The organism is Pseudoalteromonas sp. T1lg21, assembly GCF_002964625.1.
Taxonomy (GTDB): Bacteria; Pseudomonadota; Gammaproteobacteria; order Enterobacterales; family Alteromonadaceae; genus Pseudoalteromonas; species Pseudoalteromonas gelatinilytica.
Genome location: NZ_PQBX01000060.1, coordinates 72,721 through 96,873 on the forward strand (window position 1 = coordinate 72,721; position 24,153 = coordinate 96,873).

The window sequence follows — 24,153 nt, forward strand, 5'->3', positions numbered from 1 at the left end:
AAACCGACATGACTGACCAAATTGCTGTATTTACTAACGTCGGTGAGCGTACCAATGTAACTGGTTCGGCTATGTTTAAGCGCTTAATCATGGAAGAAGATTACGAGACCGCTCTTAACGTTGCCCGTGAACAGGTAGAAAATGGCGCGCAAGTGATTGATATCAACATGGATGAAGCCATGTTGGACTCAAAAGCGGCGATGGTAAAGTTTTTAAACTTAATTGCCTCAGAGCCAGATATCTCAAAAGTACCGATCATGGTCGACTCATCGAAATGGGACGTGATTGAAGCGGGCTTAAAATGTATTCAAGGCAAAGCCATTGTAAACTCAATTTCACTTAAAGAAGGTGAAGAGCCGTTCATCCGCCAAGCTAAGCTAATTAAACGCTTTGGTGCCGCAGCAGTTGTAATGGCGTTTGATGAAACAGGGCAAGCTGAAACCGCTGATCGTAAGTTCGAGATTTGTCAGCGTAGCTACAAAATTCTTGTTGAAGATATTGGTTTTCCGCCTGAAGACATTATTTTTGACCCGAACATTTTTGCTGTTGCAACGGGCATTGAAGAGCACGATAACTACGCGGTTGAGTTTATCGAAGGTACGCGTCGAATTAAGCAAGGCTTACCGCACTGTAAAGTGTCGGGTGGTGTATCGAATGTGTCGTTTTCGTTCCGTGGTAATAACCCAGTACGCGAAGCTATTCACTCTGTGTTTTTATACCACGCGATTAAAGCGGGTATGGACATGGGCATTGTAAATGCGGGTCAATTAGCGGTTTATGATGATATTCCTTTAGAGCTGCGTAAAGCCGTGGAAGATGTGATCCTCAATACCGACCCAGGTGCTGGTGAGCGACTAGTTGAACTTGCACCCAAATACTCAGGTATGACGCAAGCGGAAAAAGTTGAGGATTTAGAATGGCGTACTTGGCCTGTTGAAAAGCGTCTTGAACACGCGCTAGTAAAAGGCATTACCGAATACATCGATGAAGATACCGAAGAGTGCCGCAAGGGCAAAGCTAAGCCTATCGAAGTGATCGAAGGCCCGCTTATGGACGGCATGAACGTCGTTGGTGACTTATTCGGTGCAGGTAAAATGTTCTTACCACAGGTTGTTAAGTCAGCTCGTGTAATGAAGCGCGCCGTTGCCTATCTTGACCCTTTCATTGAAGCTGAAAAAGAAGAGGGCGCAACCAATGGTAAAGTGGTTATGGCAACCGTTAAGGGCGACGTACACGACATTGGTAAAAATATCGTAGGCGTGGTACTGCAATGTAATAACTACGAGGTTATCGACCTTGGTGTGATGGTGCCTGCAGAGAAAATTTTGCAAACCGCCATTGACGAAAAAGCCGATATTATTGGTTTATCAGGGCTTATTACCCCATCCCTTGATGAAATGGTGCATGTTGCCAAAGAAATGACCCGTCGTGGTTTTGAATTACCGCTACTGATTGGTGGTGCAACAACCTCTAAAGCGCATACCGCGGTTAAAATTGAGCCTCAGTATGATAAAGGTGTAGTTTATGTCAATAACGCCAGCCGCGCTGTTGGGGTGGTTTCTAATTTATTGTCAAAAGAGTTAAAGCCAGCATTTTTAGAGAAAACCAAGGCTGAGTATGAAAAAGTACGTGAACAACAAGCACGTAAAAAGCCGCGCTCAAAACCCGTTACTTTACAGCGTGCTCGCGACAACGCTGTAAAACTCGATTGGGACAACTACACACCACCTGTGCCGAAAAAGCTGGGTGTGACTGAGTTTAAAGATGTTTCGATTGCGACGTTAAGACAGTACATCGACTGGACACCTTATTTCATGACGTGGTCAATCGCTGGTAAGTATCCACGTATTCTTGAAGATGAAATTGTGGGTGAACAGGCTAAAAGCTTATTCGCTGATGCTAATGCAATGCTTGATGAGCTAGAGCAATCAGGTGCACTACAACCTCTAGGTGTCATTGGTTTATTCCCTGCAAACCGAGTAGGGGATGACATTGAGATTTACACTGATGAGTCGCGTACAACGCTTTTAACTACATCGTGTCATTTACGTCAGCAAACTGAAAAAACCGAGTTTGCTAACTACTGTTTAGCTGATTATATAGCGCCTAAAGGCACCCCTGATTACTTTGGTGCGTTTGCGGTTACCGGTGGTCTTGAAGAAGACGACCTTGCCGATGCCTTCGATGCTAAGCAAGATGATTACAATAAGATCATGGTTAAAGCCGTTGCTGACCGTTTAGCAGAAGCGTTTGCTGAATATTTGCATGAGCAAGTACGTAAAGAGTATTGGGGCTATGCGGTAGATGAAAACCTATCGAATGATGAACTTATTCGTGAAAACTACCAAGGTATTCGCCCAGCGCCAGGTTACCCGGCTTGTCCTGAACATACAGAGAAGAAGAAAATCTGGCAGTTACTTAATACCGAACAGCGTATCGGCATGAAACTAACAAGTTCATACGCAATGTGGCCAGGTGCGGCGGTTTCTGGTTGGTATTTCTCTCACCCTGAAGCTAAGTACTACGCAGTGGCGCAAATTCAAAAAGATCAGGTTGAAGATTACGCTAAGCGTACCAACATGACTCTTGCAGAAGCCGAGCGTTGGTTGTCGCCAAATTTGGGCTATGAACCAGAATAATAACCTTTAGTTATTAGCTTTTGTTTAAATTAAAAACGAGCCCACAAATGGCTCGTTTTTTTATGCTCATTTTTTATCATACTTTTTTCTTTTTAATTGTTTTAATACTGGCAAATTCCTTCTAATTTAAATATTTGTGTTAAAGTTATACCAATTCGCTTAATAAAGTGGTCTATTTTGAGGCAATAAAACCTCGTTGATAACAAGGCAAAAATTTCGTTATTTAGTTGTTCTAAATCAGAAATTTTTAACGCAGTTAGCGACAGGTTTAATCCCTCAAAATGATTAAGTATTATTGCGGATTGGTATTGTTGAGATTGATCAAGAAATCTAAGGTGAAATTGTGATTGATACAGTGAATGCAAGTGACAAAGATAAAGCACGATTTTTACGTGTTTTTGCATTTATTGGTTCGATTACCTCGTTTTTAATGGCGATCACCAGCTATCAAGATGGTTACCATGCCCTTAGCTATTTATTGATTATTGGCGGCTTTGTGTTTGCCTCACCTTTCGTTATTAAAAATCGTGACGAAACCATAGCAGTACTTATGCTGTACGCTCTCTATTCGATGATGTGTTTTTTAATCGTATCAGGAGGTAGTAATGGCACGGGGCCATTGTGGTTGTTTATCGTATCTCCTGTGACCTTTTTTATTCGTGGCTTAAAGCGCGGAGCGTTCGATCTTATCTTGCTTGCCAGTATTATCTCGGTGCTTTTCTATTTTACCGATCAATTTGGTTATTACAGTTATCCGAGTCATTATTTTCCTACACGGGTCATGCTGTGTTTCTCGATTTTATGTATTTTGGGTGGCTTCTACGAATATTACCGCAACAAATACAGTTTGCAGTTAATGGAACAACTTAAGCTTAATCAAAAGCTTGCACGTACTGATGCGATGACTGAACTCGCTAACCGTCGCTACGCAACTGAGTGCTTGCAAGATAAGAGCTTTGGCGAAGGGGCTGTGTTCTTGCTAATGGATGTTGATAACTTTAAGCAAATCAACGACACCTACGGTCATCAAGTGGGTGATGAGGTGCTAATATTTTTTGCTGATGTCTTTAAAGAAGTGTGCACAGAAGACGATGTTATTTCCCGTTGGGGCGGCGAAGAGTTTTTAATTGTGATCCCAACAGGGTATGAGCTTAGAGCAAGAAAAGTCGCTGAAAAAATCCATAAGAAGCTTGCCGAAAAGCCATTTACGAGCGGTCAGCATCGTTTTCATGTCACCTTAAGTATTGGCTTGTACGTGCGCGTTGCTGATGAAAGCATGGATCATTGCTTAAACATTGCCGATAAACGACTTTACCGCGCTAAATCACAAGGAAAAAATCAAACGGTCGCTGAGGTAGATTTAGCAAAGCATGAGCCAGCTTGATAAATATTTGCTCTACGACTGTACTAACTTAGCTGTTTTTTGTTGGTTATTTATGTATGATGTACCCATTATTTACAAGGGCGTGTGAATAGTGAGTCAAGATAAGGAACATCATCAACTTCTTCTTTCCGTTAAGTTCGCAGCCTATTTTAAGGCTCATTTTTAATGTCACTCTTAGAATCATTTAAGAAATTGGGTAACTATTTCGGTGCGTATAAGGTACATCTATGCCCCGAAGTTAAAGGTCAAGTTAGTGAAAATGGCAAACCTTTAATAAAGGTGAAAGTAGAAAGGTTTCTTCGCTTCTCTGATGGAAAAAATGTAGAAGATTTTGCTTATACCGATGATAAAGGCTGCTTTTATTTTCCAGAAGTCAATGTTCGCTCTAACCAACCCGCAGTCCCCTTTGCAGAAATTTTTACTTCTCAGTCACTTCTTTTAACACATAAGAGTAAAGAGTACTGCTTATGGGGAGCAAGATTACCAGGTTTTAGTTTTCGTGAAGAATATGCAAAAAAGCTTGGACAATTAGTTGCTGATATTTCTAGTGATAAAATAATCTTTAAATTTGAAAACACAAAAGTTGAAGGTCATAAATTTGAAGCCGTAAGTATTGGGCGATGGAATAAAGATTTTGAAATTTTAAAACAAAGTGATTACTTCGATCTTTCAGAGATTAAAGAAGATTAGAATTTCAAAGGTCAAAACTATAAGGACATAAAAATGAAAGCTTTAAGCCCTGCAATTGCAGCTAATTTCGCAGCAATTGCATATGAACTATTAGATAATCGAGCTTTAATAGCTACTAACCCTTATGTTGAAAGAGTTAGCACTCTTTTTACTTTAGAGTCGGAATCAGTACAAGGTGTGAGTGGCTCAATTTTAGAGCGAATGTTTAATCATAAAACAGAATTTGGGTGTATTGCAAAAGGCAAAAAGGGGTTATTTGAAGGTGATTATGTCTTAGCATTACGCGGCACAGCTAAAATGCGAGATGTGATTACTGATCTTAATTGTGGTCTAAGTACCTGTAGTAATAATCAGCCTGTACATGCGGGGTTTAATCATACCTTTAACTCATTTAGAAAGCAGCTAGAGCAATTCTTTAGTAAAAGAGTGAATAAAAAACTAAATATACATGTTGTGGGTCATAGCTTAGGCGGTGCTTTGGCTAACTTAGCTGCGAATTGGTTAAAAAATCACTTTGGTGCAAATGTGAAGCTTTATACTTTTGGTGCTCCAAGAGTTGGTTATCATAGCTTTGCTTTACAGACGGAAGCTGCAACAAATAACCATGTTTATCGCTGTGTGCACGCCGCTGACCCTGTACCTTTAGTGCCGGTGTGGCCATTTATGCATACTGAAAAAGAGTATATTTTAAATGGTGCAGCAACAATTACTCCAAAAGCTCATAGTATGACAGAGCCGACACCTGGCTACTTAAATACTGCTAGTAGCTTTAAAAGTTATGCTGCTATTAGTAGAGGAATGGAAAAAAGAATACAAGAAGAAGTCAGGCTTGATTATGAAAAACGGTTAGAGTGCACTCGTACTTCTCGTTGGGCAAGAAAAATAGGCGCAGCGTTAATTACTCATTTACGTGATACAGGTAAGTTATATGCTATACAAAACCATTACACAAATACACTTACCGTTTATGATCAAATAGCTAAGGCTCTAACTGATAGTATTGATTTATCTAAAAGCTATACTAGTGATGTGAAGGGGATCTTAGGTTACATGCTGGCTTTTTGTGGCTATCCATTTAAAGCTATCTCGTTTACATATGCATCCATCAGACATATTTTGAAATTGATGCTCACAAATGTATTTTCTCTTGCAGGCCAAGCAATAGCTCTAACAAAATAAATACAAAAGCCGCAATTAGCGGCTTTATTGATTGCTCAAATTAATGGCTTTTTTCAAAGTCGCTGACTTCACGCTCAGCTTCTTCCTTCGATTTACCGTATTTTTGCTGAAGTTTACCAACCAGCTCTTTACGGCTACCTTCAATTTTATCTAAATCATCATCGGTAAGGTCACCCCATTTACGTTGTGCTTTACCTTTCAGCTCTTTCCAGTTGCCTTCTAAACGATCGCTGTTCATCATAATCTCCTTACTTTGTTAAACATTCATCTTAGTAAGAGCAATCGCTGTACCAATTTGGTGAAATTTATTAACTAATTGATTTATAGTTATTTTATGATTTTACATATAATGAGTGGAATTTATAAGTTTGCAATTACTACGTAGTTTTTAGAATCAGCCTGTAATATTTTCTGTTGCGCTAGTTTTTAGATACTTAGTGGCTCTTAGATGTATAGCGATTGATTATCCGCGTGTATTCTTCAGTTGATTTTAGTTTACGTAAGTTCTCGTTAAACAGGTCTCTTAAGGCTTCGTCTCGAAATAAAAAGCCACTGGGGTTTTTGCCAAATAACGCAAATCGTTGTACAGGTTTAGAGACATCAATTTCGTCATTGATATTAATTAACGCTCGATAATAATCAAAAATTTTACCGTCCATCTGGATCACCTCGTAGCGCTCTCGATACAAAAGCTGTACTTGTGCAAGTTGATCATAGGTTTCTGCGTATTGTGGGTTTTCTCTGGCCATTGCTTGATATTCTGGTGTGAGTAATTCTTTTGCACCTTGCCATGAAAGAACACTAAAGTGTTTTAATTGTGCAATAGAGCTAAGCTGCAGGTTTTGCTTGGCCAGACTAAAAGCGAAGTTCTCGTAGCTGTAAGCAATATCTGAAAAGTAACCGCTCATTTGATGGGTTTCGATAATTTTTTCATTAATATCAGACACAACATCAACTAAGGTCTCAGTATACAAAGGGATCCGCCTTGCATAGGGAACGTAGACAAAGTGTATTTGATAACCGTGAACACCGAGTGTTGCACGAAGTAAGTCAGGAATAATACCTGTGTTGTCTTCAACCATCACCCAAGGTGGTAGTGTATTGCAAAGTGCAACCGTAATTTTTTGCTGACTAAACGCTTTTTGAAACGGGAAAACTAAAAGTAGCAAGGTGATTAAAATACGGGTGTAAATCCTGAACAAGTTAATTCCTTATTCTGATTTTTGTTTGGTCGTTTAATCAAGAATAAGTCTAAACTGGCAGAATGCAATGTTTTCACTTCTAAAGCCCGAGATAGAAAATAAGCCTATAGCCATCGCAATTTTTAGTTTTTTGATACAATGCGCGAAAAGAAAGTAAGAGATACCTAACGTGCTGCCAGTTCAAGATATTTATCAATCCCTGTTAACCACATTACAGAGTAACCCAATGGCTTTATTGCAAGCGCCACCGGGAGCGGGTAAATCGACATGGCTGCCTCTTACCCTAATGCGCGAAGGTCACTTTAAACGCATTGTTATGTTAGAGCCAAGACGACTGGCCGCACGCAATATTGCCCAGTATTTGGCAAGTCAGCAGAATGAAAAAGTCGGTGACAGTGTCGGCTTACGCATTCGTGGCGAATCAAAAGTAAGTTCTGCAACTAAACTCGAAATTGTCACTGAAGGCATGCTGACGCGTATGTTGCAAAATGACCCAGAGCTTAGTGATGTAGACTTACTTATTTTTGATGAGTTTCACGAGCGCTCAATTGCCGCAGATACGGCTTTGGCATTTGCCCTCGAAACACAGGCGGCACTTCGCGATGATTTAAAAATCTTACTGATGTCGGCAACCTTAGATGGCGATCGTTACAGTGAGTTTTTCAGCTGTCCGATTATTTCATCACAAGGACGAAGCTACCCCATTGATGAAGTGTATATTCCACTTAAAGACGAAAGCCGTTGGCTCGATGACATACCTGCACTAATAAAACAGGCGCTTAGTGAGCAAACGGGCAGTGCTTTAGTATTTTTACCAGGGCAGCGTGAAATCATGCGCGTTCAGCAGTCTTTAAATGATTTAGGTGATAGCGTTGAAGTATTTAGCTTGTATGGTGAGCAAAATAAAAACGAGCAACAAGCTGCTATCGCGCCTGCTAAAAATGGCAAACGCAAAGTGGTATTAACCACCAATGTCGCTGAAACCAGTTTGACAATTGAAGGAATACGCATTGTGGTTGATAGCGGCAAACGCCGTGCTGCCAATTTCAATTTAAAAACCGGTGTTACAGAGCTTGTTACGCAAAGTATTTCTCGTTCTTCTGCCATACAGCGCGCTGGTCGTGCTGGGCGAATTGAGCCGGGGGTTGTGTATCGATTAGGCTCTAAGCAAACCTTTGAGCGCCGTAACAGCCATGATGCGCCAGAAATTTTGACCAGTGATATTAGTCAATTGTTATTAGAGGCAAAGCAGTGGGGGGCGTCACTTGCTGAGCTTAGCTTACTCGACCCACCTAGTAGCCAGCAGATTAAACAGGCAACGGCACTTTTGAAAATGCTCGAAGCTATTGATGAAAATGAAAAGCTAACAGCCCTTGGCAGCCAAATGCTGAGCTATGGAGCCGATATTCGCCTCTCGCATATGCTCATTAAGGCAAAGCAACTAGAGCAGCGCATGCCTGGTATTTATGTATTAGCGGGGTATTTAACGGCACTGCTTGAAAGCCGCATTAGTATGCCAGCTGATCTTAATTTGGCATTGCATAGCCAGCACAGCAAACCGCATCCAGTATTTAAGCAGCAATTAACATATTGGCTATCGCGCTTGCAACTCAAGCCGGTTAATGAGCTTAAAACAGAGTACTTGTCGCTGCTGGTGGCGCTTGCTTTTCCTGACCGCCTAGCCAAAAAGCGCGGTAATGGTTATTTACTTGCCAATGGTGCGGGCGCCGACTTAAGTGAGGAGTTTTGGCATAACGATGATTATATTGCCATTGCACATATGGGCGGCCATAAAGGAAACCGTGTTTTTGCTGCTGTTGCCTTTATGCCAAGTGACCTTGAAGATGAGCTTTCGCATTTATTTACTGAGCAAACTCGCTGCGAATACGATGAAAAAGCAGGGCGTTTTATCCATCAAGATGAGCTCAAGCTCGGTGCTATCACCATAGCGAGTCAGCCAAGTAAACAGCCCCTAGATAAGAGCGAACGCACTAAAGCGTGGTTAAACTTATTTAGTAAGCAGGGGTTTTCGTTATTTAATGAACAGCCCGACAGTGAGCAGTTACTTATTCGAATGAGTTTGGCAAGTAAGCTGTTACCAGAATCATTCCCGCTTTTAAGTCATGATGAATTAATTGCCGATAACCAATGGCTTGCACCTTATTTGGATGATATTAAAAACCTTGAGCAATTAAAAAAGTTCAATTACAGCGAAGCAATTAAAAGCTGTTTTGATTGGCAGCAGCAAAGTTTATTGAATGAATTGCTCCCCTTGCGATTAACGGTGCCAAGTGGTTCAAATGTAAAAGTGACCTATCAGCTTGATGGCCCTGCGAAGCTCAGTGTACGCATGCAAGAAGTGTATGGCATGACCTGCACGCCTTTGCTGGCACAAGGTAAACTGCCATTATTAATGGAGCTATTATCACCAGCTAGGCGACCGCTGCAGTTAACTCAAGACTTAGCTAACTTTTGGCAAACGAGTTACCGCGATGTGCAAAAAGAAATGAAAGGGCGTTATCCAAAACATTTTTGGCCAGACGACCCCGCATCTAGTCAAGCGACTAATAAAGTAAAAAGTAAGATGTGATTTTAATGAAGCTGAGTGCTTAGCTCAGCTTCCTCACTTGCCTTAGAGCTGCATGCTTCATAAACCGTTACAATTTCAAGCCTTGTTTTGGTATCCCTTTTGTTGACTGTTTAGTAGTCTAATTGAGTCATTAGTAAAAAGAGAAAGCCAGTGTCTGCAGCTATTACCCTTGCTCAATATGTTAAAAAACGAATAGGTGTGCCTCTGGGGCATAAAGATTCGCTGCGCAATATGCTGAGACGCTCGCTGGGTGCGAGCTCGTTTTATCTGTTTTGGCGATATTGGAATCCGGTGTGGAGCTATTATTTATCTCGGTATGTAATGAAGCCTTGCAATGACATTATGCCGATTTGGTGTGCGGTTGTTGTTACTTTTGCCGTCAGTGGGGCGCTGCACGATTTAGCTGTGAGTTTAGTGAAGTTAAAGCCAATATTCTTTTTTACTCCTTGGTTTACTGTGATGGGCGCTTTGGTATTAGTAAGCAAGTACAGCCAAATACAGTTTAGCTCTGCTCCATGGTGGTTAAGAGCGCTCGCCAACATCAGCTTTATTGTATTGAGCTATTGGTTGACGAGCCACCTTTTTTAGTGCGTTATGGGGTAGTCAGTGTAGCCTTTAGCACCGCCTCCAAATAGGGTATCTGGATCATGCTGAGCCAGTTCAATGCCTTGTTCAATGCGCGCTGGCAGATCTGGGTTGGCAACAAACGGGCGACCAAAACCAATTAAATCAGCCCAGCCTGCGGCCAATGCTTGCTCTGCTTTCTCGCCAGTGTATTTGCCTGCATAAATCATTAATCCGGCATAGTTTTCACGCAGAGCTTGCTTAAAACTTTGCTCCATTAAAGGTGCATCATCCCAATCAGCTTCTGCAATGTGCAGATAAGCAACATTAAGGTCATTGAGTACTTTTGCTGCGCCAATATAGGTTTCGAACGGGTTTTCATCGACCGTCCCATTGAGTGTTGTGAGTGGAGCAAGGCGTACGCCAACACGCTCAGCCCCAATTTCATCACATACCGCTTGTGTCACTTGTTGTAAAAAGCGTAAGCGGTTTTCTAAACTGCCGCCGTATTCATCGGTGCGTTGGTTCGACTCTGAATCAATAAATTGATTAATTAAGTAACCATTGGCAGCATGAAGTTCAATACCATCAAACCCTGCATCTACTGCATTACGGGCAGCTTGTCGGTATTCGTTTATAACCTGTTTGATATCGTCATGGCTCATTGCGCGTGGCTGTGCTGTGGCAACAAAATCGGGTTTGTCATCTTCATCGATAAAAACTTTAACGTCTTTAGCTGCAATCGCTGATGGCGCAATTGGTTGCTCGCCACCTGTGTTACTTGGGTGAGATACGCGGCCAACATGCCAAAGCTGAGCAAACATAATGCCACCAGCTTGATGAACTTTGTCGGTTACTTTTTTCCAGCCAGCAATTTGCTCGGCAGTATAAATACCCGGTGTCCAAGCATAGCCCTTACCTAGGGCTGATATTTGTGTGCCTTCGCTGATAATTAAGCCTGCGCTGGCACGTTGTGCATAGTAGTCGGCCATTAACTCATTGGCGATATCACCCGGTTGTGATGAGCGAGAGCGAGTCATTGGTGGCATAACAATGCGGTTTTTTAATGTATGACCGGCAAGTTGTACAGTATCGAATAATTTGTTCATTACGGCTCCTTGAAAGCGAATATGCTTTCAGCATAACGAAAATTATTTATGAAATTAATGCCACTAATCACAAAACACTTTTGTTAAAAATGCAAAAACTAGAGCGTTAACCTGGGTGCTATAAAGTCTAAAAACGCTAATACTCGTGATGACACACCGCTGTTTTGATAATACACCGCATGCACTTTTTCGCGGCGATTAGGGCTTAGTACTTCGCCTTCGAGCACTTTTACTAAACGGCCTGCTTTTAAATCTTCGTTGATCATAAATTCCGACAACAAGGTAATGCCGTGACCTTGAATACAAAGCTGGCGCACAGTTTCACCACTTGATGCACTGATTGAAAATTTTAGGTCTAAAGGCGTGGTTAGCGGCCAGTGATTTAAATGCGGCGCGTCGGTAAAACCAATAAGCTGATGTGAGGCTAAGTCGGTTAGCTCATTTAATGGCGGTGCCGCTTTTAAATAATCTGGGCTGGCAACGAGCTGTAGTTTGCTAACTCCCAAAGTGCGCGCATGCAAGTTTGAGTCAGCAAGCTCGCCAATACGAATAGCAATATCGGTTTTATGCTCAAGCAAATCGATAATGTTGTCGTGGCTGGTGATCTCAAGTTTTATGTCAGGATAAGCTTGGTTAAAGGCTTTTAAATGTGGCGCTAATTGGTGAAACACAAAAGGACTTGCAGCATCGACTCTTAATTTTCCTGATGGGGCGCAGTGTAGAAGCTTTAAGGCTTCTTCGCCTTGTGCAAGCTGACTCAGTGCTTCTCTAGCATAGCCTAAAAATAACTGACCTTCTTCGGTCAGCTCAATGCGCCTTGTGGTGCGGTTGAATAAGGTAACGTTTAATGATTTTTCAAGCCGAGTTACCGCCCGTGATATTTTTGCAACTTGCTCATCTAAGGCATTGGCTGCACTTGAGAACCCGCCGGTGTCAACCACGCTAATAAATGCTTCTAAATCTTGGGTGTTGGAGATCACGCTCATGGTTTTACCTTTTCATTTTTGACAAAAGTATTTTGTCACTACTGCTATTTTTTGCAAATTTAATTTTAGCCACAATAGCCGCACTTTCAAAATTAAACAGAGGATATGTGATGCCAATAGCATTACTTGCGTTAACTCTCAGTGCGTTTGCCATAGGCACCACTGAGTTTGTGATTGTCGGCTTAGTGCCAACTATCGCTAATGATTTAGCGGTTTCGTTACCGAGTGCCGGGCTACTTGTTAGCTTGTATGCTTTGGGTGTTGCGGTGGGGGCGCCAGTATTAACCGCGCTTACCGGACGCTGGAATCGAAAACATGTATTACTTAGCTTAATGAGCCTATTTGTAATCGGTAATTTACTGGCTTGGCAAGCACCTAGTTATGGTAGCTTGATCACCGCAAGGATTTTAACAGGCCTTGCCCATGGGGTGTTTTTCTCAATTGGTTCAACCATCGCTACTGGGCTTGTCAGTAAAGATAAAGAAGCCAGTGCTATTGCGATTATGTTTACTGGTTTAACGGTTGCATTAGTAACCGGTGTGCCATTAGGGACTTGGATTGGTCAGCACTTTGGTTGGCGAGCGACCTTTTTAGTGGTGTCTTTACTGGGCTTAATTGCACTCATTGGTAGCGCTTTTTTAATTCCGAGCAATTTAAAGCAAAGTAAACCGGCTACTTTGAGTGAGCAATTAAAAGTAATGGTGCAGCCTAGGCTTTTACTCGTGTACTTGATGACCATACTTGGTTATGGTGGCACATTTACTGCCTTTACCTATTTAGCGCCTATTTTAGAGCAGCAAACTGGTTTTGCATCAGCCACCATTAGTTTAATTATGCTGGTATATGGGGTATCGGTTGCTGTTGGTAATATTTACGGCGGTAAATTAGCCGATAAAAAAGGCCCCATTAGTGCGCTGACTATTATCTTTAGCGCTTTAAGTATTGTGCTTTTGGTGCTGACCTTTACCATGCAATCTAAAGTCGCAGCGGTACTGACCATACTTGTATGGGGGGCATTTGCGTTTGGTAATGTGCCTGGGCTGCAAGTCTATGTGGTTAAACTTGCCGAAAAGTTTACACCCAATGCCGTCGATGTGGCCTCTGGGTTAAACATTGCTGCGTTTAATATCGGTATTGCGCTGGGCTCAGTGTTAGGTGGTGTTGTCGTTGAAAACAACTCATTGCAAGACACTGCTTGGATTGGCGCTATCATCAGTTTAGCGGCGCTAATTGCAACACGATACAGCGGTTATTTAGATAAACGTGAGATCATAAAGCCACAAACAGCTTAAAACTAAATTGTTGATAGTTCGGTGCTTTGTCGTTATTTTAGGTGCGTAGTTTGATTATTAGTCATTAACTAAAACCACAAGGAATAACGATGAAGCCCCTTTATTTTCTAGCTATTTGCTTGCTAAGCACATTTAGCAGCCAAGCAAAGCAAGCTAACCCAGAGCTCACAGCATTAGCACAGCAGTACTTTAATACCATGGTTGCAACACAAGCACCTAATGCGACTAAAAAAGAGTTAGAAGCTTTTTTAGCTTTATTAACTGACGATGTAGCAAATCAACACTTACCTTATCAAACCGATGATTCAAGAGAACCAGATGGTAAAGCCATGATGCGTAAAGGCATGACTTTTTACCTTGGGGCGCACACTGAATACCAAGCAAACTTACTCGATACCTTTATTTTTAATGATTCTGCCATTGCTTTGCGTTATACCCATCACGCTAAAGGTATACACCCACAAAACCAGCAAGAAATTGAATACACGCAAACCATTATGGATGTGCTCGAAATCGAAGATGGCAAGATAGCGGTTATTCGTAAATACCACGAATGAACTTAGCTTAACTTTTAGCCTAACATGAGCGCTTTTATAAGCGCTTTTTTATTAAAAATACGCCAGCAATAAATTTTCTCTTTTTTCCGCATTTCAGCTTAAATTCATACTTTTTAGGCTTTATTTTGAATAAATTTAAAACTTTTTTATATTCCGGATAATAAATGTAAGAACAGTGAGTTAGCTTAACTTACGAGTGTATCTTTGCGGTTGTTTACAATTTGTCAACCTTGAATTGCCATGCTCATTACCTTAACCTTTATTTTAATTGAACGTTCAATCAATAAAAAATTATGCCGAAAGTTGGAATGGAACCTGTTCGTCGTCAGCAGTTAATTGACGCCACAATAGAGTCGGTTGCAGAGCTTGGTTTGCAAGGCACCACCATAAATAGCATTAGTAAAAAGGCAGGCTTATCGTCTGGCATTATCAGTCATTATTTTGGTGGTAAGCAGGGCTTAATTGAAGCCACTGTGCGTTATTTATTGACCAGCTTAAAGCAAGCACTTTTGAATCAAGTAACGCCGCAGACCAGCCCAGAGCAACGATTAATGTTTATCGTTGAAGCAAACTTTTCACGCATTCAGCAGCAAAGCAATAACACCAAAACTTGGTTGAGCTTTTGGGCGCATTCAATGCACGACGCCCAGTTGCATCGCTTACAAAACGTAAATAGTAAACGTTTATTTAGTAATTTATTAAGCTCATTCAAACAGTTAATGAGCGATAGCGATGCCAACTTAGCTGCTGAGTTAAGTGCAGCCATGATCGATGGTTTATGGCTAAGAGCCGTATTAAGTAAGTCAGACCATGATCAATTCGAACATTGTGAGCAATTAGTAAAAGACTACATTCGTTCACTGATAAAACAGTATGGAGCCTAAAATGACCACACCTGTTTACGAAAATTTTATAAATGGCCACTTTTTGAAAAATCAAACTGGCGATACTTTTGCAGTAAAGAACCCTGCAACAGATGAAGTAATTTATCACGTTGAAATCGCCGATGAGTTTATTCAAAACGCGGCAATCGAAAGCGCAAAACAAGGCTTTGCAGCGTGGTCTGCAATGACGCCAATTGAGCGTAGCCGCATTTTATTAAAAGCCGTGGCAATCTTACGCGAACGTAATGATGAACTGGCAAAAGTTGAAGTACTTGATACGGGTAAGCCATGGCAAGAAGCTGAGTGTGTTGATGTTGAAACTGGCGCCGATGTAATTGAGTATTTTGCTGGTCTTGCGCCTGCACAAGTGGGTCAGCAACAAATGGTTGGCAATGACTTTTACTACACACGTAAAGAGCCTTTAGGTATTTGTGCCGGTATTGGTGCATGGAACTACCCTCTGCAAATTGCTTGTTGGAAATCAGGCCCGGCACTGGCTGCGGGTAATGCGGTTATTTTCAAGCCTTCTGAAGAAACACCACTTGGCGCAATTAAACTTGCAGAGATTTTCATCGAAGCGGGTGTACCTGCTGGCGTATTCAACGTTGTGCAAGGCGCTGCTGAAGTAGGGCAATGGTTAACAGCAAACCCAAATATTGAAAAAGTGTCGTTCACTGGTGAAGTAGGCACAGGCAAAAAAGTAATGGCAAGCGCTGCTGGTTCACTTAAAGATGTGACCATGGAGCTTGGCGGTAAGTCACCGTTATTAGTATTTGATGATGCCGATGTATCACAAGCTGTTAGTGCGGCAATGTTAGGTAATTTTTATACGCAAGGCGAAGTCTGCACTAACTGTACGCGCATTTATGTGCACAAAAATGTTTATCAGCAGTTTATTGATGAGCTGAAAACACGCACTGAGCAAAATATTATTGCTGGCGACCCAATGGATCCTGAGGTGAATTTAGGGGCGCTTATCTCTAAAAAGCATCAAGAGCTAGTACTTGGCTATATCGATAAAGGTATTCAAGAAGGCGCAACCTTATTAACCGGCGGTAAGGCACTATCACCAGTATCTGCGCCAAACGGCTACTTTGTGGAACCGACCGTTTTTGTCGACTGTAAAGACGACATGACCATAGTTAAAGAAGAGATCTTTGGCCCGGTAATGAGCGTGTTGGTGTTTGATGATGAAGATGACGTTATTCAGCGTGCAAACGATACCCACCTAGGCTTAGCCGCAGGCGTGTTCACTAAAGATATTCAGCGTGCACACCGCGTTATCCACCAGTTACAAGCCGGTATTTGTTGGATAAACAGCTATGGTAATTCACCAGCTGAAATGCCAGTAGGTGGTTACAAGCAATCAGGTATCGGCCGTGAAAACGGTATCGAAACTTTAGATCACTATACCCAAACTAAATCGATTTATGTGGGTATGAGCAATATAGAGAGTCCATTTTAATGAGTACACAGAACTATGATTACATCATAGTCGGTGCTGGCTCAGCAGGCTGCGTGTTGGCAAACCGACTATCAGCAGACCCTTCCAATAAGGTGTTATTACTTGAAACGGGTGGTAGTGATAAAAGCATTTTTATAAAGATGCCTACCGCGCTATCAATCCCAATGAATACTGACAAATATGCATGGCAATTTCATACCGAGCCAGAGCCATATTTAGATAACCGTCAAATGCACTGCCCACGAGGTAAGGTGTTAGGTGGCTCATCATCGATTAACGGCATGGTCTATGTACGTGGTCATGCCAAAGATTTTGATGAGTGGCAGCAACACGGCGCTAATGGTTGGGATTATCAAGCATGCTTACCGTACTTTAAACGTGCAGAATCATTTTACTTAGGTGGTAACAGTTACCGTGGCGATAACGGCCCATTAGGGGTTAATAACGGTAATGAAATGGCTAATCCGCTTTATAAAGCCTTTATCAAAGCGGGCCAACAAGCAGGTTATGCGCAAACTGATGACTACAATGCAGCCCAGCAAGAAGGTTTTGGGCCAATGCATATGACAGTTAAAGATGGCGTAAGAAGCTCTGCTAGCCGTGAGTATCTAGACCCAGTTAAGTCACGTAAAAACTTAACGCTAGTCACCGGTGCTTTAGTGGAAAAAGTTTTGCTAGAAGGCAAAAAAGCCGTTGGTGTTGAGTTTTCAGTATCTGGCTCTAAGCAGCAAGCATTTGCAGCAAAAGACGTTATTTTAAGTGCGGGCCCAATTGGTTCACCGCATATTCTGCAATTATCAGGTATTGGTGATAAAGACATCCTGAGCGAAGCGGGGGTTGAGGTTAAACATCACTTACCAGGTGTTGGCCAAAACTTACAAGATCACTTGGAGTTTTACTTCCAATATAAGTGTAAGCAACCAATTACTTTAAACGGCAAATTAGGCCTTGTTTCAAAAGGGCTAATTGGTGCTCGTTGGTTATTAAATCGCTCAGGTTTAGGGGCGACTAACCATTTTGAATCATGTGCATTTATTCGCTCAAAACCGGGTGTTGAATGGCCAGATATTCAGTATCACTTTTTACCAGCAGCCATTCGTTATGACGGTAAGAGTGCCTTTGATGGTCATGGTTTCCAAGTTCATGTTGGGCATAACAAACCAAAAAGCCGTGGTGCAGTAACGATTAAGTCGGCGGATCCTCAGGTTGCGCCTAAGATCCAATTTAACTACTTACAGCATCAAGATGACATTGAAGGCTTTAGATCTTGCGTACGTCTAACTCGCGAGATTATTGAGCAAAGTGCGTTTGATGAATATCGCGATGGTGAAATTCAACCCGGTAAAGATGTTCAAAGCGATGAAGAAATTGATGCGTTTGTTCGTCAAGCGGTTGAGAGTGCTTACCATCCGTCATGTTCGTGCAAGATGGGTGAAGATGAGATGGCCGTGGTTAACTCGCAAACTCAAGTACACGGTATCGAAGGTTTACGGGTTGTGGATTCATCTATCTTCCCAACCGTTCCAAACGGTAATTTAAATGCGCCAACCATTATGGTGGCAGAAAAAGCGGCGGACCACATTTTAGGTAAGCCTGTGTTATCGGCATCAACTGCAGATGTTGCCATGGAAAAACAATGGCAATCAACGCAGCGTAGTTCGGAGATCTAATAAGGCCACCCGCAGTTTCGGCTGTGGGGCTTGCAGTGGCGCGCATCACGAGTTGTTTGTGGTGCGTTAATGCGAGGAATAAAACTGGAGAAACAATGAAGTATTATTACTTATTTTGGGGGGGTAACTATGACCTTTTGGCTTAGTGCTGGCATCATTTTTACCCTGTTAGCAATTGCGGTTATTTTATTTAAATGGGGTACGGTTAGGTGTGTTGGCGTCACACCGGTTAGAACGTTTACGTTCATTGCAATTTTATTTACATCGGGCCTAGATGTTGGCTTGATTATGTTTCCACTGACAGAGTTTGCAGGTTATGCAGACATAAAAGCAAGCCCAGAGTATGCGTTTGCCAATCCATTAGCCATCGAGTTTGGCTTTTGGGGCTTCTTGATCTGGGGATTTTATTTCCTTACGTGCTTTTATTTCTGCGTAATAGAACCCAAAGTAAAGTTCTTTGAAATTGCTTGGGTAAGACTAATTAATAACATCGTTATTATTGGTACATGCGCATTTACTGCATTTTTACTGCTGTCGAATTTACCTTGGTACCTGCCGTCGCTTGGTGATGGTGAGTCAATTATTCCGACATTCTACTTAATGGTGTTTGCAGCGATTTGTTTTGCTGTTTATTCGAGCACAGACATTAAATATGTACGCTTTTTAAGTATTTCTACTACTTGGTTGTTTATCGCTTTAATCGCATTTATGTGGTTCGGTGCCTTTGTGGGTTCTGATGCACAAACATCAGCATTTGTTGATAACCTTACTTTGATCGGTGGTTACTTTGGCAACATCAATGAGTTTGTATTACCACTAAATGATTACCATGCCTTCTACCTGTTTTGGTGGTTTGCTTGGAGCATCATGATTGGTCAATTTACTTCGCGCTTTGTGGGTGGCTTAAAAACTTACCAAGTGCTGGCGGCTATGTTGATTTTCCCGTCTATTCCAATCGCTATCTGGTTTAGTGTTTTGTATCAATATCATGAAGCGGGTATTGCAACAGCAGGCCTGAAAAACATCGCTATGGTGTTTGTTGGTGTGGTGTTTGTGATCAACTCACTTGATTCTTTGATCCGTTTATACACAGATAATCTAAACTTAACGGTGAAACGTTTAGGTAAATTTAATTATATTGCCTTAAATGTGGTGGCGCTTTCATTGTTAACCCTGTTGTTTAAGTTCGACTTTTTACAGATCCAATGGGTTGGTGCGCTCGTTATTGCGTTATTTTTCGGCTGTGCTGCGTTTATTGGCTACAGCAAGTTAAAAACAGTGAAAAATATCGAAGGTTCACCAAAAGACAATAAATTAGATTACACAAAAATAGAAACAGTTAGCTAAGGGAAACCAACATGACAACAAGACAAACAGTATTAGCAGCAGCGTTGCCATTGGCATTACTGTCGACATCAGCCATGGCTGACTTATCGACTACGGTTACATTGGCATCGGATTACACCTTCAATGGTGTAAGCCAAACCATGAATGACCCCGCGATTCAGGGTAGCTTAGATTATGCCTTTGCAGATTCAGGTATGTATGTAGGTACGTGGGCTTCAAATGTAGATTTTGGCGAAGGCACCGACATCGAGTGGGATGTGTACTTTGGTAACTATGCTGAGTTAACCGATGCTCTTAGTGTTGATTATGGTATTGCCTACTACTCGTATCATGGTGAAGATCACTCGAGCGATGGTAATTATCCAGAGGTGTATTCGAAATTTGGTTACGACAGCAGTATAGGCCAAGTAGAATTTAACTTGTGGTATAGCTGGGATTATTTTGGCACCGGTGCAGGCCATTTAATTTACATGGTCGCTCACACATTTGAAGTTGCACCAAATCATGCTTTTCGTGCTAGTTTTGATGTTTCTAACTCATTAGATGGCGATAAGTTTAGCTGGGATGGCAGTGATAAGTCATACAAGCATTATCGTTTAGCGTATCAAACGAGCTATGCGGGCTTTGATATTGAAATTGCAGGTGAAAATACCAGCATTGATTCTGAATATGCAGATGAGCGAATCGTTGCGTCAATTTCTCGCAGCTTTGATTTATAAGTAGGACTTTATTAGCACAGCTTTAATAAAAACGGCTAACCAAGGTTAGCCGTTTTTTATGTCTAGAAAATGAGTATTAAATCTCTTCGCCTTCGTGTTGCATCGCTAAATCATCAAGCTCTGCAAGGGTGTAATCAAAACCACTGGTATCGACTTCGTAGCGTATTTTCACGCCAAAACCACCTTGGCAAAGAGTCGCAGCGACTTTAGCCACTGACCAATGCTTAAGCTTGTTTAAAAACCGATTGGCGGTTTGCTGTGAGTCAAAGCGATAACTGACTTGCGATTCCATCTTTTTTCTAGCCTAAAATTTTTTCGAGAGTGTATGAAATTGCTTTGTTTAAATCAATTGCTCATTGAAAAACGCCAATGTGCGCTGCCATGAAAGCTCTGCCTGTTTTTCATCATAACGAGAGGTAGAGTCGTTATGAAAGCCATGGTTTGCCTTTTCATACATATGCATAGTGTAAGGCACTTGATGCGCTTTTAAGTCGCTCTCGTATTCTGGCCAAGTTGCATTAACGCGGTTATCAAATTCAGCTAAGTGTACAAGTAGCGGGGCTTTTATATTTTGTCTCAGCTCTTTAACAGCCGGAGTGCCGTAATAGGGCACGCCCGCATTAATTAATTTGCTATCAACTGCTGCTAGGTAGTTAACCATATAACCACCAAAGCAAAAGCCTACCGCACCGAGTTTACCATTACTATTTGGGTGTCTTTTTATGTATTCAGCTGCGGCAATAAAGTCTTGTTGGATTTTTTCTTTATCCATAGAGCGCTGCATTGCGCGACCTTCATCGTCATTACCAGGATAGCCACCAAGAGGGTGTAATGCATCTGGCGCAAAGGCAATAAATCCAGCTTTGGCAAGGCGACGAGCAACATCTTTAATATAAGGGTTTAAGCCTCTGTTTTCGTGGATCACTAACACTAATGGGTGCTTACCCGTTAAGTTAGCGGGTTCGACTAAATAACCTTTACCTTCGCCGTGGCCTTTAAACGAGTCAAAGGTTTTATAGCTGGCTTTGATATCAGGGTCATTAAAGGACACTTGCTCAGCTAATGCGTAGTTTGGCAGTAAAGCGCTACTTAGCATTGCCATTGAATAACCAAGGGCGACTAAGCCACCCAGCTTTTTCATAAAGGTACGGCGGTCCATCAAGCCATGGGCGTATTCATCGTACCAATCGAAAGCTTCTTGGGGAATGTGGTTATGGCGTTGCTCAGTCATACTTATATCCTTTAAAAACGAGTTAGGTTTATAACTTTAGCTGAAATATCAGCGATTAACAGCCAGTTGCTTTGTTTGTATTACCACATCCATAAAGCGGCGCTGCCAAATGGCCTTAAAGGCTTTGTTAAATAGGTATAAAAAAATCAACGGCATTAATAACAGTTTTAAAATCAGTAGTGACAAGATATTCAAAAAGTCGATAAATAAGTCTTCGACGGCAGCTACCATATTGCTAATGCCAGAGGTGACGGTGTCTATAATTTTACTCACCTGCGACGATTGGTCATGATTGAGTGATGCGTTAAGGTTTTCTAGTTGTTCGTTTAAGGCGTCTTTGTCAAGATTCAGCTGTCTTTGCTGGTTTAGTACCGCATTAAACTGCGCTGTTAATTGCTGCTTTTTATCAAGTAATGGTTTGGCTTGTTCAAGCTCAGTAAAGGTCAGTCGCTCAGACAAGCTGCGAGTTGCTTGAATCGCTTCTATTTGGCTATCAACCTCTGCCAGCTTAACTTTGAGTTCTGTCGCTTGCTGGTGGTTTTTTATCTGCTGCTCATTTAATAGCGAGAGCTTGTCTAAGATGGTTTGTTTTTCACTATCGACCTCGGCCTTTAGCTTGGCAGATAGGGCAGAGGTATTATTTGCACTGCTATTCACCGTCTCGACTTTTTCGCTCACCAGTTCACTTTGCTGGTTTATTTGCTCATCTAAGAATATTTGACTAACAAGGCCTGTTGTAAGCACCACAGCAGGCACTAAAAAGCGAATTAAAATTAAGCTCGCCATAATCTTATGACGTAAGTTAGGAAAATAGTTACGCCATTCACATATAAAATAAGCGACGACCGAAACAGTAAAAACACCACTAAAAATAACCCCAGAAGAAATGGTGTATAAAATGCGCTGTAAAAATAACGAGCCTATTGCAAGGCGCATAGCATCTGACATGTATTCAGCTAGGTCATTTACTGGGTCGAGTAGTTGTGCAGGTTGAATACTCGCAATACCAATGCCCACTTCGGCTGATTGCAATAGCGATATAGCAGCATTAACTGTACGAGAAGAAGCGTACACTAAGGTTGATTGTACAAGGGCGCTGTCGATAAAGCGCATAATGAAATGGTTATAATGCTCTAGCCAACAAAGAAGTAGCAGTATTGTAAGAGATAAATACTTGATAATATGTTGTTTAGTTAGCATAACGCCCCCGACAGTTAGTACGCTTCTTCACGCTACACTATTCATAGCCGTTGAAGCAATCTAATAGGATTGAATTATTTTGCTAATTAACTGTCTATGAATTGCTATTCATCGCTTTAGAGGAAATATGAAAGAACCTGCATCAATTGGCCAGTGCTGTATTGAAGATTTAGATCCCGTGCAAGACTTAGGTCGCTTAGTCTCTTATTTACGTTCAAATCTGGTGACTCATCTTGATAATGCGTTAGAGGATAAAGAGTTAACCTCGGCTCAGTACATTGTGGTTGTGCTACTTGCACGCGGTAAAGTAAATACCTTGGCTGAGGTGTGTGAGCACATGGTGTATGACCGCGGTGCCATGAGTCGGTTACTTTCTCGTTTAGAAGACAAGGGCTTAGTTGCTAAAAAGCAGTCAGTTGAAGATCGCCGTTCAACTCTTTTATGCCTCACAGAAAAAGGCCAACAGCTTTACCCAGAAATTTTACCCACTGTAAATGATATCTATCGCAAAGCACTCACAGGCTTCTCTGATGATGAGCAAAAGCAACTCGCAAGCTTGTTGTTTAGAGCAATTCATAATTTAAAAGCATAAATTTCTCTAAGCGGTACATTGTCGCTGAAGGTTCATTTTGATAATATAGTTGCCTAGGCATTTAATTTTAACAAGTCCGGATTGTTATGTTTGAATCATCTTTGCTTGCGCAGCTTCACGCTCAATTTCCAGCTCATCAATTTAGCCCAGAAGGTTTGTCGGTTGTTCACACAGGCCGCTTTGCCAATGCCATTGTTTATCGTTATAAAGACGCGAAATTTGATTTAATTATTAAAGATTTTCAGCACAGCCCATGGTGGGTGAGAAAAACCATCGCGCCGCTTTTTATCAATCAAGAGTACAAAGGGCTGGCACGCCTGCAAGACGTAGACGGAGTGGTCGATAACTTTTGCCGTTTGTCATCAATTGCCATTGCTTATGATTTTATTGAAGGCACGCCACTTCGCCAGCTTGCCTTGCAACAGCAGCATTTACCGAGTGATTTCTTTAAAGAGTTTGAGCGTTTGGTCGCAAAAATGCATCGCCGCGGGGTGGTGCACCTCGACTTACGTAATTTGGGAAATGTGATTTGTTCAAAAGATGGCAAGCCATACATTATTGATTTTCAGTCAGCGATTCGCTTTGCACGCTTTCCGCGCTGGTTACAGCGTTTTATGCGTGGTGCCGATATGAGTGGGGTTTATAAGGCGTGGCAGAAGTTAGCCAATGACTCGTTACCGCAAACAAAGGCGGATTATTTGCACGACTTTAATCATGTGCGTAAGCGTTGGATTTTTAAAGGTTACCCGATTCAACGTGCCTATTTGTGGTGTAGCGGGGCTGTAACTCAGATTCTTAATTCTGACTTTATTCGCAGTATTTTAGATAGATTGTAAAAAGCGCGTTTGCACGC

General features: G+C 41.7%; 22 protein-coding genes. 15 read left to right on the plus strand and 7 right to left on the minus strand.

Features of this window, described 5'->3' with window-relative positions:
* The first annotated feature begins 8 nt into the window (after positions 1-8).
* The 4 genes from metH to C2M25_RS14235 all read left to right on the plus strand — a co-directional run bounded on the left by metH (position 9) and on the right by C2M25_RS14235 (position 5,892).
* Positions 9-2,639, plus strand: a complete 2,631-nt coding sequence (metH, locus tag C2M25_RS14215; RefSeq protein ID WP_105181397.1) for a methionine synthase — start codon at positions 9-11, stop codon at positions 2,637-2,639.
* A 343-nt stretch (positions 2,640-2,982) separates the two neighbouring features.
* On the plus strand, positions 2,983-4,023 hold the full coding sequence (locus tag C2M25_RS14225; RefSeq protein WP_105181398.1) for a GGDEF domain-containing protein: 1,041 nt from the start codon (positions 2,983-2,985) through the stop codon (positions 4,021-4,023).
* A 165-nt stretch (positions 4,024-4,188) separates the two neighbouring features.
* On the plus strand, positions 4,189-4,713 hold the full coding sequence (locus tag C2M25_RS14230; RefSeq protein WP_105181399.1) for a DUF6795 domain-containing protein: 525 nt from the start codon (positions 4,189-4,191) through the stop codon (positions 4,711-4,713).
* A 33-nt stretch (positions 4,714-4,746) separates the two neighbouring features.
* Positions 4,747-5,892: a lipase family protein gene (locus tag C2M25_RS14235; RefSeq protein ID WP_105181400.1), complete on the plus strand. Its 1,146-nt coding sequence runs from the start codon at positions 4,747-4,749 to the stop codon at positions 5,890-5,892.
* Between the two features lie 40 nt (positions 5,893-5,932).
* On the opposite strand, the gene C2M25_RS14240 is transcribed toward C2M25_RS14235, so the two are convergent.
* A complete protein-coding gene (locus C2M25_RS14240) occupies positions 5,933-6,130 on the minus strand; it encodes a CsbD family protein (RefSeq protein WP_054562286.1) in 198 nt (65 codons plus the stop codon).
* 196 nt (positions 6,131-6,326) lie between these two features.
* Entirely contained in the window at positions 6,327-7,094 is a 768-nt protein-coding gene (locus tag C2M25_RS14245; RefSeq protein WP_234003585.1) for a substrate-binding periplasmic protein, read from the minus strand.
* A 169-nt stretch (positions 7,095-7,263) separates the two neighbouring features.
* Here C2M25_RS14245 and hrpB point away from each other — a divergent pair, with 169 nt between their 5' ends.
* Both hrpB and C2M25_RS14255 read left to right on the plus strand, forming a co-directional pair.
* Positions 7,264-9,684, plus strand: a complete 2,421-nt coding sequence (gene hrpB, locus C2M25_RS14250) for an ATP-dependent helicase HrpB (protein WP_105181401.1) — start codon at positions 7,264-7,266, stop codon at positions 9,682-9,684.
* Positions 9,685-9,834: 150 nt separating this feature from the next.
* Positions 9,835-10,272, plus strand: coding sequence for an MBOAT family O-acyltransferase (locus C2M25_RS14255; RefSeq protein ID WP_105181402.1), 438 nt, complete (start codon positions 9,835-9,837; stop codon positions 10,270-10,272).
* On the opposite strand, the gene C2M25_RS14260 is transcribed toward C2M25_RS14255, so the two are convergent.
* Together C2M25_RS14260 and C2M25_RS14265 are read right to left on the minus strand one after the other, a co-directional pair.
* Positions 10,269-11,357, minus strand: a complete 1,089-nt coding sequence (locus tag C2M25_RS14260; RefSeq protein ID WP_105181403.1) for an alkene reductase — start codon at positions 11,355-11,357, stop codon at positions 10,269-10,271. The two genes, C2M25_RS14255 and C2M25_RS14260, sit on opposite strands and share 4 nt — an antisense overlap.
* Positions 11,358-11,455: 98 nt before the next feature.
* The gene (locus C2M25_RS14265; protein ID WP_105175293.1) at positions 11,456-12,343 is read right to left on the minus strand and encodes a LysR substrate-binding domain-containing protein; all 888 of its coding nucleotides are present in this window, start codon (positions 12,341-12,343) and stop codon (positions 11,456-11,458) included.
* A 110-nt stretch (positions 12,344-12,453) separates the two neighbouring features.
* Here C2M25_RS14265 and C2M25_RS14270 point away from each other — a divergent pair, with 110 nt between their 5' ends.
* From C2M25_RS14270 to C2M25_RS14300, 7 genes are all read left to right on the plus strand, one after another.
* Positions 12,454-13,635 (plus strand): MFS transporter, encoded by a 1,182-nt coding sequence (locus tag C2M25_RS14270; RefSeq protein ID WP_105181404.1) that lies wholly within the window; start codon positions 12,454-12,456, stop codon positions 13,633-13,635.
* Between the two features lie 89 nt (positions 13,636-13,724).
* Positions 13,725-14,192 (plus strand): nuclear transport factor 2 family protein, encoded by a 468-nt coding sequence (locus tag C2M25_RS14275; RefSeq protein WP_105181405.1) that lies wholly within the window; start codon positions 13,725-13,727, stop codon positions 14,190-14,192.
* 293 nt (positions 14,193-14,485) lie between these two features.
* A complete protein-coding gene (gene betI, locus C2M25_RS14280) occupies positions 14,486-15,076 on the plus strand; it encodes a transcriptional regulator BetI (RefSeq protein WP_105175290.1) in 591 nt (196 codons plus the stop codon).
* A 1-nt stretch (position 15,077) separates the two neighbouring features.
* Positions 15,078-16,541: a betaine-aldehyde dehydrogenase gene (betB, locus tag C2M25_RS14285; protein ID WP_105181406.1), complete on the plus strand. Its 1,464-nt coding sequence runs from the start codon at positions 15,078-15,080 to the stop codon at positions 16,539-16,541.
* Entirely contained in the window at positions 16,541-18,211 is a 1,671-nt protein-coding gene (gene betA, locus C2M25_RS14290; protein WP_105181407.1) for a choline dehydrogenase, read from the plus strand. Before betB ends, betA begins: the two co-directional genes overlap by 1 nt.
* 129 nt (positions 18,212-18,340) lie before the next feature.
* Entirely contained in the window at positions 18,341-19,558 is a 1,218-nt protein-coding gene (locus tag C2M25_RS14295) for a hypothetical protein (RefSeq protein WP_063706359.1), read from the plus strand.
* Positions 19,559-19,569: 11 nt separating this feature from the next.
* Positions 19,570-20,277: a TorF family putative porin gene (locus tag C2M25_RS14300; RefSeq protein ID WP_063706362.1), complete on the plus strand. Its 708-nt coding sequence runs from the start codon at positions 19,570-19,572 to the stop codon at positions 20,275-20,277.
* Between the two features lie 76 nt (positions 20,278-20,353).
* On the opposite strand, the gene C2M25_RS14305 is transcribed toward C2M25_RS14300, so the two are convergent.
* From C2M25_RS14305 to C2M25_RS14315, 3 genes are read right to left on the minus strand one after another with little or no spacing between them, the layout of a single operon-like run.
* On the minus strand, positions 20,354-20,569 hold the full coding sequence (locus C2M25_RS14305) for a hypothetical protein (RefSeq protein WP_105181408.1): 216 nt from the start codon (positions 20,567-20,569) through the stop codon (positions 20,354-20,356).
* 48 nt (positions 20,570-20,617) lie between these two features.
* Positions 20,618-21,508: a dienelactone hydrolase family protein gene (locus tag C2M25_RS14310; protein WP_105181409.1), complete on the minus strand. Its 891-nt coding sequence runs from the start codon at positions 21,506-21,508 to the stop codon at positions 20,618-20,620.
* 48 nt (positions 21,509-21,556) lie between these two features.
* Positions 21,557-22,708, minus strand: a complete 1,152-nt coding sequence (locus C2M25_RS14315; RefSeq protein WP_105181410.1) for a hypothetical protein — start codon at positions 22,706-22,708, stop codon at positions 21,557-21,559.
* A 127-nt stretch (positions 22,709-22,835) separates the two neighbouring features.
* On the opposite strand from C2M25_RS14315, the gene C2M25_RS14320 reads away from it, so the two are divergent.
* Together C2M25_RS14320 and C2M25_RS14325 are read left to right on the plus strand one after the other, a co-directional pair.
* On the plus strand, positions 22,836-23,300 hold the full coding sequence (locus C2M25_RS14320) for a MarR family winged helix-turn-helix transcriptional regulator (protein ID WP_105175285.1): 465 nt from the start codon (positions 22,836-22,838) through the stop codon (positions 23,298-23,300).
* Positions 23,301-23,386: 86 nt separating this feature from the next.
* A complete protein-coding gene (locus tag C2M25_RS14325; protein ID WP_063706372.1) occupies positions 23,387-24,136 on the plus strand; it encodes an RIO1 family regulatory kinase/ATPase domain-containing protein in 750 nt (249 codons plus the stop codon).
* Positions 24,137-24,153: the final 17 nt, after the last annotated feature.